Raw genomic sequence first — 13,877 nt, forward strand, 5'->3', positions numbered from 1 at the left:
CCCCGCTCAGCCCGCCGTGGGAGACGGCTGCGGCTGCGCGAACGACGGGTTGGGCGCGACCGTCTGGAAGTCCTTCAGGTCCTCGGGGACCGGCAGCACCCGGACCGGCGCACCCGCCTGCGGGGGCGGCGGCGTCGTCTGGTCCTGCGGCAGCTTCGCCGGGGCGGTGATCTGGAACGCGACCTGCTCGTGATTGACCAGGCCGGTCTTCTCCAGGATCGAGATGTGGTCCAGCACGGTGTCGTTGGTCTGGTCGGCGAGTTCCCGCACGAGGCTGTTGCGGGTGGTGGCCCGGATCTTGGCGACGGTCGGGAAGATGCTGCCGTGCGCGACGCGCATGATGGTCACCGCCGTCGAGTCGAACTCCTTGCCGGTCGCGCCCTCCGCCGTCGCCACGAACTGCTGCTGCTGCGGGGACGGCTCGTTCGGCAGGGTGATGCCCAGGTCCGTGCCGAGCTTGCGGCACGTCGCGTCGAGGCGGCCGTGTCCCACCAGGAGGTGCTTGGCGACTTCCTTCATCGCCGGTGTCGTGCCCTTCGCCATCGCCATCTGCCCGAGCGGGTACTCCCACAGCCCGGCCGCGCGCACCCGCACCACGAAGTCGCGGTCGGCCTCGGTCAGCGGACCCCACTGGGTGTTGGCGATGATGCGGTCCTGCCCGGAAGCCGCGTTCTGCACGCCCAGCATGCTGGGGTAGGCGAGCGCGGAGAGCGTAAGGATCAACGCACCGCCCACGAACGCGGTTCCTGCCGTGCTGCGCGAGATGCGCATCGTGCCTCCTGGGATATGAACGGCCCAACACCCAGAGGTACGGACGCCGGGAGCGAAACAATCACTCCTGCCGCGAAAAACTTGGTGTGACGTGCGGTACCCGGTGGCGCCGGCGCGACGGCACCGGGTACCGCGCGCCGGTGCACGGGTCGGGAGAGGCGTCCTTCACACGGGGCGTGCCGAGTCCGCGAGCCACTCGTAGGCGGACCGAGCCGTGAACTCCCGCTGCCCGCCGCGCAGGAGAAGGGCCGCGGTGGCGAACTCCGGTGCGTCCGCCTGCGCCGGGACGTACGGGATCGCGATGCACCGCATGCCCGCCGCGTGCGCCGCGGCGGCGCCCGGGGCGGCGTCCTCCAGCACCACGCAGTCGGCCGGGGAGGCACCGAGCCGGCGGGCCGCCTCCAGGAAGACGTCGGGGGCCGGCTTGCCGTGCGGCACCTCGTCGGCGGAGACCACGGTGCGCAGGTGCGCGTCCAGTCCGGTGCCGGTCAGCACCGCGGCGATGGCCTCAGGGGACGAGCCGGAGGCCACGGCCATGGGGACGCCCTCGGCCGCCAGCAGTTCGACGAACGCCCGCATCTGCGGGTAGGCGCGCGCCGAGCCGCGGGCCAGTTCCAGGTAACGGCGGTTCTTCGCGGCCAGCAGTTCGTCCACGGACGCGGGCAGCCCGTAGCGGTCCTTCCAGTCCGCGACGGTCTCCTGGGTGCTGATGCCGACGTACCGCTCGTGGTCCGCCCAGGTGAAGTCCGTGACGCCGTACGCGGCGAGGGTCTGCCGGCCCGCCTCGAAGTAATGCGGCTCGCTGTCCACGAGCGTTCCGTCGAGATCGAAGATGACCGAAGTTCCGCGGAGCGTGCTCATGCCGCCATGCTCTCAAAAGATCATCGGCGGGTGGACCGGCCGATCGACTCCACCAGCGGCAGCAGCCGGTGGGGCACCCGCTCGCGCAGCGCCACCTCGGTGCGGGTGCGTACGACCCCGGGCATGCTGATCAGCTTCTGGACGACGTCCTCCAGGTGTGCGTTGTCCCGCGCCACGACGCGGGCCAGCAGGTCGCCGCCGCCCGTGATGGAGAACGCCTCGACGATCTCGGGCACCGCGGCCAGCGCGTCACCCACCTCGTCGAGATGGCCCTGCGTGACCTCGATGTGCACGAACGCGAGCACCGGGTGCCCGAGCGCGGCGGGGGAGAGGGCCGGTGCGGTGCCGGTGATCACGCCCTCGCGTTCCAGCCGGTCGAGCCGTGCCTGCAGCGTGCCCCGGGCGACACCGAGGATCCGGGCGTACTCGCGCACGCTCGTGCGCGGCTGCTCCAGCAGCAGGCGCAGGATGCGGGTGTCGAGGTCGTCCACGGGCATGCCGCGCCCTCCTCGTCCGTTGGCTCTGCGACGGCCGCCTCTCGGCCGCCCGTCCTGTACCAATGGCCCAGTCTAGACGAGGCCTGTTGAGCCAGTGGTGCCCGAGGTGCTGATATGGAGGGGTCGATGGCGCTGCGGACCCCGCGGCGCCTTTTTCATGCTCATTCCTGTCCATGCGCGAAGGGGGCGGTAAGCGGTGCTGAAGAGGGTGTTCACGGCTCCGGATCCGGGGCGGACGCGGTTGCGGTTCGCCGCGCGCGCCGTGCTCGGCATCACGCTCGCGGTCGTCGCGTGCGGCCTCGCCGGGCATTCCCTCACCGGGGCCGTCACCGGCGGTCTCGCCGCCCTGCTCGCCCTGTTCACCGTCACCGACGCCACGGTCCGCGGCCAGGCGGTCACCACCGCGCTGCTGCCCGCCGTCGGCCTGCCCGTGCTCACCGCCGCGGCCCAGCTCCACGACCACCTGGTGGCCCGCGACCTCACCTTCCTCGCCGTGGTCGGTGCGGGCGTCTACGCCCGGCGCTGGGGCCCGCGCGGGCACAGCCTCGGCGTGTTCGCGTTCATGACCTTCTTCGTGGCGCAGTTCCTGCACGCCACCACCGGCCAGCTGCCCGAGCTGTACGCCGCGGTCCTGCTGTCCGTCCTGGCCGCCGCCGCGGTCCGGTTCGGCCTGTGGTGCTACGAGCGCCGCCTGCCCCCGCCCGCCGTGCCCGCCCCGCCGGGCGGCACCGGCCTGGCCCGGGTGACGACCCGCCAGGCGATCCAGGCGACCGCCGGGGCGGGCTTCGCCCTGGTCGTCGGGCAGCTGCTGTCCGGACAGCGCTGGTACTGGGCCGTCGGCGCCACCTGGTGGATCTTCGTCAACACGACCTCAAGGGGCGAGACCCTGGTCCGCGGCTTCCGCAGGGTGCTCGGCACGGTCATCGGCATCGGGCTCGGCCTGGTCGTCGCCCTGCCGGTGCAGGGCGACCCGGCCGTGACGGCAGCCCTCGCCGCCCTCTGCGTCTTCGGCATCTTCTACACGGCCGCCGTGTCCTACACCTGGATGATGCTCTGGGTGACCCTGCTGGCCGGGCTGCTCTACGGCCTGCTCGGGGTGCTCGGTCCCGGCCTGCTCGCGCTGCGGCTCGCCGAGACCGGCGTCGGGGCGCTCGGAGCGGCGCTGGCCGTCGTCCTCGTCCTGCCCGTCACCACGCACAGCGTCACCGACGCCTGGATCCGGCGGGCCCTGCACTGCGTGCACGCCTGCGCCGTGGAGACCGCCCGGCGGCTCGCGGGCGCGCCGGACGCCGATCCGGCCCCCCGGGTGGCCGAGCTGGAACAGCTCCTCGCCCGGGTGCGGCTCTCCGTCGCCCCGCTGGTGCACCCCCTGAACCCGATGCTCGGCCGCAAGCGCCGCGCCCGGCACGTCCTGGACCTCCTCGACGACTGCGCCCGCGAGATCCGCGGCCTGGTCGCCGTCGCGGCCGACCCGGAGGCCTCGCACGACGCCCGCCTGGCCACCGCCTGCCGGCGGGTGGAGGCCGCGGTCGAGGCCCTCACCGAGGGCCGGGACATCGCCGTTCACGCCGACGGACCGTCGGTCACGGAACCCGCGCTGGCACACCTGCACGGACTGGAACGGGCCCTGGCCGAACTCGCCCGCCCCCTGCGTACGCCGCCGGGGTCGCCGCTCGTGGGGGCATGAGCCGGGCGGCGCCCTGTCGTCGGTGCGGTGGGGGCGAGTCCCCAGGGGACGAAGGTCACCCGGGGACTCCCTCATGGCCGTGCCGCCCCGAGTGGCACCACTGCGCGCACGGCGTCCCGGTGGCCCGCACGGCGTCCCGGTAACCCGCACCGCTTTCCGTCGGCCCGCACCGCGTTCCCGCGGCCGCAGGGGGGTGCGGCCGCCCCCTCCCGCGTCTGGTCGGACCGAGTCGCCCGTCGGCCGGCGAACCGAGTCGGCCCCGTCGCCCTTGACCCCTTGGTCTAGACCGCGCATGATCGGCTGCGCGGTCCACCCGGACGGCACACGGCGAGAGGGGTCAGCGTGGCGGACGGCGGTCGGCAGCGGGCGTTCATCGGATCGTTCACGGCGGCCGGAGGCCCCGGCATCGTGACCGCGCGGGTCGACCCGGCCGACGGCGCGCTCACCGAGCCGAGCGGCTTCGACGGCGTCCCCGACCCCTCGTACCTGGCACTCTCGCCCGACGGGCGGACGCTGTACGCGGTCAGCGAGACGGCCCAGGGCGCGGTCGCCGCGTACGACGTGAGCGGGGACCGGCCCGAACCGGCCGGTCCGCCCGTGCCGGTCGACGGCAGCGGGCCCACGCACCTCGGCCTCTTCGACGGGCACGTCCTCACCGCCAACTACGGCTCCGGCAGCGTCACCGCGGTGCCCCTGCGCCCCGACGGCACCCTCGCCCGGACCGCCTCCGGCGTGCTCCGGCACGCCGGCGCGGGCCCCCACACCCCCCGCCAGCAGGGACCGCACGCCCACCAGGTGCAGTCCGACCCGAGCGGCCGCTGGGCCGTCAGCGTCGACCTGGGCACCGACTCGGTACGGGTCTGCGCCCTCGCGGACGGAACCCCCGTCCTGCACCGCGAGACCGCCCTGCGCCCCGGCTCGGGCCCCCGCCACCTCGCCTTCGGCCCGGACGGCACCCACGCGTACGTCGTCAACGAACTCAGCCCTTCCGTCACCGTCTGCCGCTGGGACGCGGCGGCCGGCGTCGTGACGCCGCTGACCGAGACCCCGGTCCTGCCCGGCGCCCCGGCGGGCGACGCCTACCCGTCGGGCATCGCCGTCTCGGACGACGGCCGCTTCGTGTGGACCGCCACCCGCGGTGAGGACGTGCTGTCCGTCCTCGCGGTCGAGGGCGACGGCCTGCGGCTCGTCGCCACCGTGCCCTGCGGCGGCCACTGGCCCCGCGCCCTCACCGCGTCCGGCGGGCTCCTGTACGTGGCGAACGAACGCTCGGGCGACGTCACCTGGTTCGCCGTGGACCCGCACACCGGGATTCCGCGGCGGGGCGGCTCGATCGCGGTGCCGGCCGCCTCCTGCGTCGTCCTCGGCTGACGGATCCGGGCCGGGCACCGGCACGCCGCTCGGGCTCACCCGCTCCCGGCTCACCACGACGAAGGCCCGCTCCGAACCGGAGCGGGCCTTTCGGTCGTGCCGAAGCGGCGTGCCGTGCGGTGTCAGCGAACCGGCGCGCCCAGCGGCTGCTGCGGCGAGATGCCCAGCGCCGTCGTGTACTTGGCGAGAGCCAGCTTCCCGATCGCCGGGTACGGCCCGAGCGACTCCGCGGCGGAGCACTCCGCCTCCTTCGCCGCCTCCTCGACCAGCCCCGGCTCGATCTCCGGGCCGATCAGGTACGGCGCCAGGGCCAGCTGCTGCGAGCCCGAGGAGCGCAGCTGCTCCGCCACGGACGCGATGGAGCCCTCCTGGTCCAGGGCCGCCGCCATGACCGGCACGGCCAGGCGCGCGGCGAGCAGCATGCCGGTGATGCCGGCCGCCTGCACGGCCTCGTCACCGCCCACGGAGGCCAGGATGATGCCGTCCGCTGCGGTCGCCACCGTGAACAGCCGCGCACGGTCGGCGCGAGCGAGCCCCGCCTCGGAGAGCCGCACGTGCAGCGCCTCGGCGAGCAGCGGGTGCGGACCGAGCACGTCGGTCAGCTCGGCGGCCACCCGGCTCTCCATGAGGGCCTGGCGGACCTGGCGCAGCAGCGCGCTGTCCGGGCCGGCGAGCAGCGGCACGACGACGGCGACGGGGCCGTCGGGCTGCTTGACGTCCATGCCGGCGGCGCGGGCCTGCTCGTAACGGGCCGTGCGCTCCTCGGCGGTGTGCACCAGCACGGTCTGCAGCGTAGGGAACTCGGCGTTGTCGCCGTCGAGGTACCCGATCCGGGCGTCGAGGCCGGGCAGCTCGGAGCGGGCGATGCTCACGACCTCCTCGGCGAGGCTGCGCGTGGCGCTACTGGGCGTCCCCGGCACGGCGAGGACGAGCGCCGGCGCGCCCTCGGGAGCGACCAGCGGCTCGGGACGGCGGTGCCGTCCGGGCTGGCGGGGGCGCGGCATTCGTACGGGCAGGCCATCCGCGGGCCCAGTGGGGGAACTCATGGCGCCGCATGTTACTGGTTTCCTGGGCTCCCCTGTTCGGGGAGGGTGCAGGTGAGCGGTATCCGTCCTGTTTTGTCTGATGAGTTCCGCACGGTTCGGACGGGATCGGCTCAATCACCCGATCCATCACCCGACAGGGTTGTCACGGTCAGCATCGCCGCATCACCCGGCAGGGTGAGCGGACCGGCGCTCAACTCGGCCGCCATGCGCACGGCGCCGTCCAGCGGATCACCCGCGGCCGGTACCCGCCGGGTCCCCGGGAGCCGCCGCGCCAGCTCCTCGTCCAGCGGGCCGAGGAGCGGGTCGCCCATCCTGAACAGGCCGCCCGTGACGGCGACCCGCGCCACGCCGCCGGCGGGACACACGGCGGCGGCCGACTCGGCGATGTGCCGCGCGGCCGCGCGCAGGATGCCCGCCGCGACCGGGTCCCCGTCCGCGCAGGCCGCGGCGACCCGCGGGGCGAACGACGCGAGGACGGCGGGCCGGTCGGGCCGCGGGTACAGCGCCGCCGGCAGCCCCGTGACGGGACCGAACATCTCCTCGGCGTCGTCGAACAGCCGGTCCGAGCCGCCGTCGCGCCCGTCGTGGGCCCGCAGCGCGGCCTCCAGGCCGGCCCGCCCGATCCAGGCGCCGCCCCCGCAGTCGCCCAGCAGGTGCCCCCAGCCGTCCGCGCGGCGCCAGCCCGTGAGGTCCGTGCCGATGGCGATCAGGCCCGTACCGCCGGCGACCACCGCGCCGGGCCGCGGCCCGAGGGCGCCCACGTACGCGGTCACGGCGTCGGCCGCCAGGGCGACGGTCCGCACGCCCAGCTCCCGGGCCAGGACGCCCGGCAGTTCGGCGCGCAACGCCTCCCCGAGGGAGGCGAGCCCGGCCGCGCCGACGGCGGCGGCCGTCAGCCGCACCGGTCCGGTCTCGGCGGTCAGCGCCCGTACCAGCGGCAGCAGTTGCGCCATGAAGTGGCCGGGGTCGATGCCCCGCTCACCCGTGCGGACCGGCTCCCCGGAGGCGCACCGGGCCAGCGGGCCGCGCCCGGCGGTCCCGACGACCACCCGGAGCCCGGACCCGCCGGAGTCGACCGCGAGGAAACCGGGGCCCTCCGGCGCCATCGTCACGGCAGGCGCCAGTCCACCGGTTGGCCGCCCTGCCGCATCAGCAGGTCGTTGGCCCGGCTGAACGGACGGGAGCCGAAGAAGCCCCGGTCGGCGGACATGGGGGAGGGGTGCGCGGACTCCACCGAGGGCAGGTCGCCGAGGAGCGGGCGCAGATTGCGGGCGTCCCGCCCCCACAGAACGGACACCAGGGGCTTGCCGCGCCCGGCCAGGGCCCGGATCGCCTGCTCGGTGACCTCCTCCCAGCCCTTGCCCCGGTGGGCGCCGGGCTTGCGCGGGGCGGTGGTGAGCGCCCTGTTCAGCAGCAGCACGCCCTGCCGCGTCCACGGCGTCAGGTCACCGCTCGACGGCTGGGGCACGCCCAGGTCGGCCTGCAGCTCCCGGAAGATGTTGATGAGGCTGCCCGGCAGCGGCCGCACCTCGGGGGCCACCGAGAAGGACAGCCCCACCGCGTGCCCCGGGGTGGGATAGGGGTCCTGACCGACGATCAGGACCCGTACGTCGTCGAAGGGCTGCTGGAAGGCCCGCAGGACGTTCGGCCCGGCCGGGAGGTACGTACGTCCCGCGGCGATCTCCGCGCGCAGGAAGTCCCCCATCGCGGCGACGCGTTCGGCCACCGGTTCCAGGGCCTTCGCCCAGCCCGCTTCGACGATCTCATGCAAGGGTCGTGGTGCCACGGCGTCACCCTACTGCCGTAACGGCAGCGGAGATCAACCGGTGGCCGAGACCCTCGCACCACCGCGTCACCGCACCACCGCGCCGCCGCCCCCGCGCCTCATCCGCGCCTCACCCGACGACCGCGGCCCGCACGCACAGGACGTCCGGCAGGTGCGAGGCGAGCTGCCGCCAGCTGTCGCCGTCGTCCGCCGAGGCGAACACCTCGCCGTTGCGGTTGCCGAAGTAGACGCCCGCCGGGTCCGCGTCGTCCGTGCACATCGCGTCGCGCAGCACCGTGCCGTAGTGGTCCTCCTGCGGAAGGCCCGCGGAGAGCGGCTCCCAGCTCTTGCCCGCGTCCGGAGTGCGGTAGACCCGGCAGCGGTGGTCGGCCGGGACCCGGTCGGCGTCGGCGTTGATCGGGAACACGTACGCCGTGTCGCCCCGGTGCGGGTGCGCGGCCGCGGCGAAACCGAACGTGGAGGGCAGCCCCTCGCCGATGTCCGTCCAGTGCGCGCCCGCGTCGTCGCTGCGGTACACGCCCCAGTGGTTCTGCAGGTAGAGCCGGTCCGGGTCGGCCGCGTCCCGGGCGACCTTGTGCACGCACTGGCCGAACTCCGGGTTCGGGTCGGGCAGGAACACCGCGGAGACGCCCGCGTTGGAGGGCGTCCAGCTGGCTCCGCCGTCCAGGGTCCGGAACACCCCGGCCGTGGAGACGGCGACCGTCACCGCCCGCGGGTCCCGGGCGTCGGTGAGCACCGTGTGCAGTCCCTCACCGCCGCCGCCCGGCACCCACTTCGACCGCGTCGGGTGCTCCCACAGCGGGCGGACGAGCTCGAAGGTCTCCCCGCGGTCCGCCGAGCGGTACAGCGCGGCCGGTTCCGTGCCCGCGTACACCACGTCCGGCTCGGCGGCGGCCGGGTGCAGCTGCCACACGCGCTCCAGGGACGCTCCCGTGTCCTTGGGGAACCTGACGGCCGGGCTGGCCGGTTCGGTCCAGGTCCGGCCGAGGTCGTCGGAGTGGAACACCGACGGGCCCCAGTGGGAGCTGTCGCCGCCCGCCAGCAGCCGCGGGGTCGCGCCGCGGGTGTCGATGGCGACCGAGTACACGGCCTGCGCGTTGAAGTAGGGACTCTCGTCGAACTCCCAGGCGCCGCCGCCTCGCCGGCGCCCGATGAACAGGCCTTTGCGCGTGCCCACGGCGAGCAGTACCTCGGTCATGCCGATCACCTCCGCGGCGTCGCCTTCGACGCCTTCTCCTCGGACACCGGCCAGTCTGCACCCCACCACTGACACTCACCCCCTCATGCGCGTCGGCCCAGGTCACAGCAGTGTCGGCGGGCGTCACCCGGGGCCGGGGGAGGGCACGGGCGGTCCTCGCGAGGTACGTGCGGTGAGCATCCAGGGAGCCTTCTGCGTATGGGGAGGGCGGCGGATGGTCCCGCGCTCGTGAGGAGGATGCCTTCGATGGCGTTACGTGGTCCGCAGGTGTGGCTGTGGCGCTGGCGGCGCAACCCGCTCAAGCGCCGCGCCGACAGGATCGAGGCGTGGGTCGTCCTGGGCGTGTGGACGCTCACCCTGCTCACCGGCACGCTGGCGGGCACGACGGTGAGCCGGTCGGTCGAGGCCGGGCTGGCCCGCGAGCGCGCCGAATGGCGCCCCGTCCTGGGACGGCTCGCCGAACGGGCACCCGGCACGCCCGCCGGGACCGGCGGCGCGACCCGCGCCGACCGGGTGTGGGCGAGGGCGAACTGGACCGCGGCGGACGGGTCCGCCCACTCGGGGCAGCTCCGGGTCCCGGCGGGCAGCGCCGCCGGGACCCCGGTCACCGTGTGGACGGACCGCGAAGGGCGTCAGGTGACCCGGCCCGTCACGGCCGCCCAGGCCCGGGTACGGGCCGGCCTCGTCGGTACGGCGGCCGGCCTCGGCGCCGCCGCCGTACCGTTCGTCGCCGGCCGCGCCGTCCGCGACCGCCTGGAGCGGCGCCGCATCGACCAGTGGGACGTCGAGTGGTCCCGCTTCGGTCCGATGTGGGGCCGGACGGCGGGCTGAGACACCGGCGCACCGCGCCGGAGCACGGGGCGTACGGCCGGTACGGGGGCGCCGGCCCGGTCCCGCGGGCTGCCGGGACCAGGCATGCCGTGTCAGGCCTGCAGCAGCGCTTCCAGCTGGAGGGCGAACTCCTCCAGTCCCGCCGGCACGTGGGCCGCGTCGTCGAGCACCTGCTGCACCGTGCGCAGTGTGGCGGCGTAACACTTCCGGTCGCGTTCCCGCTCCTCCTCGGGCAAGCCGCTCCCGGCCAGCGTGGCGGCCCCCCGCAGCACCACGTCCTTCCACAACGGCACGTTCGACACGGCGGACTTCGGGACGGTCACGGACGCGGACCCCACCTTTAGCGTGAGGGAGAAGCCGTACAGCCAGGACCCGGAGGCCACCTCTCCGGCCGGCCCCAGGGTGAAGGCCAGCGATTCCCCCTTGTGCGGATCCACCTTGAAGAACACGGGTCTCTTCAGCCGGTCGCCCGGCTTCACGTCGACCGGGACCTCCACCGGGAACGTCACGTGGTCGATGTTCCCCCCGCCCGTGCGCGAGCACCGGTTCATGTCGAGAGCGGCGAAGAAGGTGAACTCCGCCGACTTCACATAGGCGGTGTCCTCACCGGAGTTGACCAGGAGGACGTCCAGGACGGGTGCCGGGAAGTCCTGCTTCTCGGGCCGGGCGCCGGGCACCACTTCGACCTGGCCGTGCAGTTCCTCGGACCTGCCGACCGCCACGTTCTCGATCCGCACGTCGGGTGCTTTCCCGGGCTTGGGCTGCAGGTCGGGGAAGAAGGTGAAGACCAGGGCGGCGCCGGCGCCCAGCAGCCCGACCACGGCTGTCGCACCGACGACGAGGACGCCCAGGCGATGGCCCTCGAACGACGCCTGCACCCGCTCCCAGAACGTGCCCGGGCCGGGAGCCTCCGGGGTGCCCTCACCGGGGGACGGTACGGGGCGTTCGCCGCCCGGGCGTCCGTCCTGTCCGGAGGACGGCTCCGACCGCGTGCTGTCGTTCCCCGCTACGGACATGGGCCGCCCCCGTTTCTCACTGACATCTCGGCACCTCCAGCACCGATGCCTTCCGCGCCGAGAGGCGGGCCTCCCCGACGGTGAAGACCTGCACGTACGTCAGGCTGGGGCAGGCCTTGGCGTCCATGGGGCGCCACTTGTCGGCCACGATGGTGATGCGCGACCCCTTCACCGAGACCTTCCGGATCTTCGCCCCTGTCCTGAGCGCCTGCTCGTAGTCCTTCGACGCGGGCATGCGCAGCAGGACCCCGACCGTCTCGGGTGCGGCGGCCGGGGACGCCCCGTCCAGGACGACGACGTGACTGAAGGAACTCGCGTTCCCCGTCACGCATTCGAAGGACGCGATGAGGTCGCGCGTGCCGTCGCCGGTGACGTCGGCGCGCACCGGGGTGAGCGGCAGCTCCACCCCCAGCCCGGGCACGGAGCAATCGATCCGCTTCCCGCCCCACTCGACGAGCGCGGCCTTCTCCATCCCCGACGCGGTCTCCTCCTCCGTGCACCCCGAGCACAGCGCGAGGAGCGTCGCCGCCACCGCGAGACGGACGGCCGCCTTCCCGCCGCCCGCGGCCGACGCGCGGGCGCGGGCGCCGATCCCGCGAACGGCCCTCCCGACGCTCCCCATGCCCGGTCCCCCCGAACGTGCCCCGATGGTGTGCCTGCACTGTAGAACGCATGGGGTGACGGGGCATCACATCTGGCCACCCACCCGACCGACCGCCCGCCCGACCGACCGACCGCCCGACCGTCCCGTTCGCCCCCTCACCCGACGCCGGGATTCTCACGCGGCCAGGGCCTCCCGGCACACCCGTGTCAGCACCAGGTCCGCCTGGATGCCGGTCCCGGCGCGATCGCCCAAGTGCCGCCGTGGGGAGGCAAGTTCGGCGCGGAGCAGATCGTGCAGGGGCGCGCCCGCCGGTCCCAGGGCGGCGACGCACCCGGCGATCGCCGTCCGTGTGCCCGGCTGCCGCGTCCACGCCGAACGCAGGACGGGAAGGACCCGCTCCGCCTCGCCGCCCGTCCGCCACACCGCGCACGCGGCGGCCACGCGCTCCGCCGTGTCCTCGGAGCCGGTCAGGCGGAGCAGCCCGGGTACGGCCGGAGCGGCCGCCGGTCCCATCCGCCCCAGGACGTCCGCGGCCGCCGCGCGCCGGTGCCCACCGCTTCCGGTGTCCGTCAGTGCCCGCAGCAGCACCGGCACCACGGCCTCCGGCTCGCCCGTGACGGACCACAGCGCCTCCGCTGCGGCGACGCCGCAGGCGGTGTCCAGCAGTCCGCGCAGTTCCGGTTCTGCCTCGCGCGCGGCGGCGCCGAAGGCGGCCAGGGCACGGACCGCCGCCTCCACGACCGCCCCGGGATTCCCCGGCCGGTCCGGCACGCCCCGCAGCAGACGCACCACCGACGGCACGGACGCGGTGTCCCGCAGGGCCGCGAGCGCGGCCAGCAGGGGCTCGGCCCGCCGGCGTGCGCCGGGGCCGTCGAGCGGCACGCGCGCGAGGCGGCGCCGTAACGCCGGGGCGAGCGGGGCGGCGGCCCGGCCCAGACGCGGTATCGCCAACCCCAGATCGTCCGGCACCACCGGCCCCGCCAGCACCTCGGCGAGCACCGGGACGGCCCGCGCGTCCCCGGTTCCGGCCAGCACCCGCAGGGCGCCGCCCAGGGCCGGGGCGCCCCGCGGCCCGTACCGGACGCGCAGCTCGGGCCGGTGGGACAGCAGCGCGTGCAGCGGGCCGGCGGCGGGCGCGGCCAGCTCGCCGAGCTCCCGCAGGACGGCCACCGCCGCGTCGTGCAACCGTCCCTCCTCCGTGCCCACCTGGGTGCCGACGAGGACGACCGGATCCGGGTGGGCGCCGCGCCACTCGCGGAACAGCCCGGCCGTCATCCACACGCCGTTGCAGCGGTCGAGCGGGTCCGGGCTGGTCAGCTGCCCGCACAGCAGCGCGACCCGGTCGGCCACGCGGTCCCCGAGGGCGTGGTGCACCGTCCGCAGGAGCCGGGAGCCCTCCTCGTCCGAGGGCCGCAACCGCCGCAGCCGCACGGCGAGCGAATCCCCGTGAGGGCTGCCGTACGGGCGGCCGGGGCGAGCGCGCTGCCCGGACCTGTCCCTGAGCAGCCGGACGACGATCGGCACGAGGTCCGCGGGGAGTCTCTCCGGTGCACAGGAGGCGAGCTGGCCGATGGCGGCGAGCCGCAGCCCGGGGCCGTACGGGGGTCCGCTCAGCTCGGCCAGCAGGCGCACCGCCTCCGCCGCCAGGGGACCGCCGGCGGCCCCATGGCGCCGCGCGAACAGGCCGACGGACTCGGCCAGGCCCGGCAGCACCCGGTCGTCCCGCTCCACGGTGATCCGCTGCCGCAGCAAGGAGAGCACCCGGGCCGGCGGGGCCACGTACGGCACGAGTGCGGGCAGGACCGCCCGGCGCACCCCCGCGTCCGGGTCGCCGGCCAGCCGCGCGAACGCCTCGCCCCCCGCCCGCAGCGCGGCCCGGGCCCGGGCCGCGCGATCGGCGGTGGCTCCCTCCGCGGCGCCGATGCTGACCAGCAGTTCCACCAGTCCCGCCCGGTCCCTCAGCTCCTCGCGGACGGCGAGCGCCAGGAGGAACGGAACACAGGCGAGGGTCGCGTCGTAGACGTCTCCCCGGTGGTGCACGGCGCCGTACATCCCGTCCAGCGCGGTCTGCCGCTCGGCCGGGTCGGCGGAGGCCAGTCCCCGCAGGAGTCCGGGCACGTCCTCCGCGCTGCCGTCCGCATGGCGCAGCGAGGCCCAGTCGACCTCGTCGATCCCCCTGAACACGGTGTCCTCCCCGGACGAGACGCCA

13 protein-coding genes are annotated in these 13,877 nt (G+C 75.2%); 3 read left to right on the forward strand and 10 right to left on the reverse strand.

Annotated features, from left to right (window positions below; genetic code table 11):
* Positions 1–6 precede the first annotated feature (6 nt).
* The 3 genes from ACF07N_RS01350 to ACF07N_RS01360 form a co-directional block, all read right to left on the reverse strand.
* Positions 7–771 carry a DUF4142 domain-containing protein gene (locus ACF07N_RS01350; RefSeq protein WP_383328771.1) on the reverse strand — a complete coding sequence of 255 codons (765 nt, stop codon included), beginning with the start codon at positions 769–771 and terminating at the stop codon, positions 7–9.
* A gap of 165 nt (positions 772–936) precedes the next feature.
* Positions 937–1,632, reverse strand: coding sequence for an HAD family hydrolase (locus ACF07N_RS01355; RefSeq protein WP_392106891.1), 696 nt, complete (start codon positions 1,630–1,632; stop codon positions 937–939).
* A 20-nt stretch (positions 1,633–1,652) separates the two neighbouring features.
* The gene (locus tag ACF07N_RS01360; protein WP_383328777.1) at positions 1,653–2,129 is read right to left on the reverse strand and encodes an Lrp/AsnC family transcriptional regulator; all 477 of its coding nucleotides are present in this window, start codon (positions 2,127–2,129) and stop codon (positions 1,653–1,655) included.
* A gap of 196 nt (positions 2,130–2,325) precedes the next feature.
* Between ACF07N_RS01360 and ACF07N_RS01365 the strand changes: the two genes are divergently transcribed.
* Together ACF07N_RS01365 and ACF07N_RS01370 are read left to right on the forward strand one after the other, a co-directional pair.
* On the forward strand, positions 2,326–3,816 hold the full coding sequence (locus ACF07N_RS01365; protein WP_392106895.1) for an FUSC family protein: 1,491 nt from the start codon (positions 2,326–2,328) through the stop codon (positions 3,814–3,816).
* Between the two features lie 342 nt (positions 3,817–4,158).
* Positions 4,159–5,187, forward strand: a complete 1,029-nt coding sequence (locus ACF07N_RS01370) for a lactonase family protein (RefSeq protein WP_392106898.1) — start codon at positions 4,159–4,161, stop codon at positions 5,185–5,187.
* 122 nt (positions 5,188–5,309) lie between these two features.
* On the opposite strand, the gene ACF07N_RS01375 is transcribed toward ACF07N_RS01370, so the two are convergent.
* From ACF07N_RS01375 to ACF07N_RS01390, 4 genes are all read right to left on the reverse strand, one after another.
* Entirely contained in the window at positions 5,310–6,233 is a 924-nt protein-coding gene (locus tag ACF07N_RS01375; RefSeq protein ID WP_383328786.1) for a sirohydrochlorin chelatase, read from the reverse strand.
* Between the two features lie 110 nt (positions 6,234–6,343).
* On the reverse strand, positions 6,344–7,339 hold the full coding sequence (locus ACF07N_RS01380; RefSeq protein ID WP_392108721.1) for an N-acetylglucosamine kinase: 996 nt from the start codon (positions 7,337–7,339) through the stop codon (positions 6,344–6,346).
* A gap of 2 nt (positions 7,340–7,341) precedes the next feature.
* Positions 7,342–8,019 carry a uracil-DNA glycosylase gene (locus ACF07N_RS01385; protein ID WP_392106901.1) on the reverse strand — a complete coding sequence of 226 codons (678 nt, stop codon included), beginning with the start codon at positions 8,017–8,019 and terminating at the stop codon, positions 7,342–7,344.
* A 109-nt stretch (positions 8,020–8,128) separates the two neighbouring features.
* Positions 8,129–9,286 (reverse strand): WD40/YVTN/BNR-like repeat-containing protein, encoded by a 1,158-nt coding sequence (locus tag ACF07N_RS01390; RefSeq protein WP_392106904.1) that lies wholly within the window; start codon positions 9,284–9,286, stop codon positions 8,129–8,131.
* A 177-nt stretch (positions 9,287–9,463) separates the two neighbouring features.
* On the opposite strand from ACF07N_RS01390, the gene ACF07N_RS01395 reads away from it, so the two are divergent.
* Complete coding sequence (locus ACF07N_RS01395; protein ID WP_392106907.1) at positions 9,464–10,048, forward strand: hypothetical protein; 585 nt, start codon at positions 9,464–9,466, stop codon at positions 10,046–10,048.
* A 92-nt stretch (positions 10,049–10,140) separates the two neighbouring features.
* On the opposite strand, the gene ACF07N_RS01400 is transcribed toward ACF07N_RS01395, so the two are convergent.
* The 3 genes from ACF07N_RS01400 to ACF07N_RS01410 form a co-directional block, all read right to left on the reverse strand.
* The gene (locus ACF07N_RS01400) at positions 10,141–11,064 is read right to left on the reverse strand and encodes a hypothetical protein (protein ID WP_392106909.1); all 924 of its coding nucleotides are present in this window, start codon (positions 11,062–11,064) and stop codon (positions 10,141–10,143) included.
* Positions 11,065–11,080: 16 nt separating this feature from the next.
* On the reverse strand, positions 11,081–11,686 hold the full coding sequence (locus ACF07N_RS01405; RefSeq protein ID WP_392106912.1) for a hypothetical protein: 606 nt from the start codon (positions 11,684–11,686) through the stop codon (positions 11,081–11,083).
* A gap of 156 nt (positions 11,687–11,842) precedes the next feature.
* Positions 11,843–13,852 carry a HEAT repeat domain-containing protein gene (locus ACF07N_RS01410; RefSeq protein WP_392106915.1) on the reverse strand — a complete coding sequence of 670 codons (2,010 nt, stop codon included), beginning with the start codon at positions 13,850–13,852 and terminating at the stop codon, positions 11,843–11,845.
* Positions 13,853–13,877 lie beyond the last annotated feature (25 nt).

Origin of the sequence: Streptomyces sp. NPDC015242 (genome assembly GCF_043079125.1) — a bacterium.
Taxonomy (GTDB): Bacteria; Actinomycetota; Actinomycetes; order Streptomycetales; family Streptomycetaceae; genus Streptomyces.

Coding starts and splice junctions, on each gene's coding strand:
- ACF07N_RS01395 (WP_392106907.1), top strand. CDS start 9,464: ATGGCGTTACGTGGTCCGCAGGTGTGGCTGTGGCGCTGGCGGCGCAAC.
- ACF07N_RS01350 (WP_383328771.1), bottom strand. CDS start 771: ATGCGCATCTCGCGCAGCACGGCAGGAACCGCGTTCGTGGGCGGTGCG.
- ACF07N_RS01380 (WP_392108721.1), bottom strand. CDS start 7,339: ATGGCGCCGGAGGGCCCCGGTTTCCTCGCGGTCGACTCCGGCGGGTCC.
- ACF07N_RS01360 (WP_383328777.1), bottom strand. CDS start 2,129: ATGCCCGTGGACGACCTCGACACCCGCATCCTGCGCCTGCTGCTGGAG.
- ACF07N_RS01375 (WP_383328786.1), bottom strand. CDS start 6,233: ATGAGTTCCCCCACTGGGCCCGCGGATGGCCTGCCCGTACGAATGCCG.
- ACF07N_RS01400 (WP_392106909.1), bottom strand. CDS start 11,064: ATGTCCGTAGCGGGGAACGACAGCACGCGGTCGGAGCCGTCCTCCGGA.
- ACF07N_RS01405 (WP_392106912.1), bottom strand. CDS start 11,686: ATGGGGAGCGTCGGGAGGGCCGTTCGCGGGATCGGCGCCCGCGCCCGC.
- ACF07N_RS01355 (WP_392106891.1), bottom strand. CDS start 1,632: ATGAGCACGCTCCGCGGAACTTCGGTCATCTTCGATCTCGACGGAACG.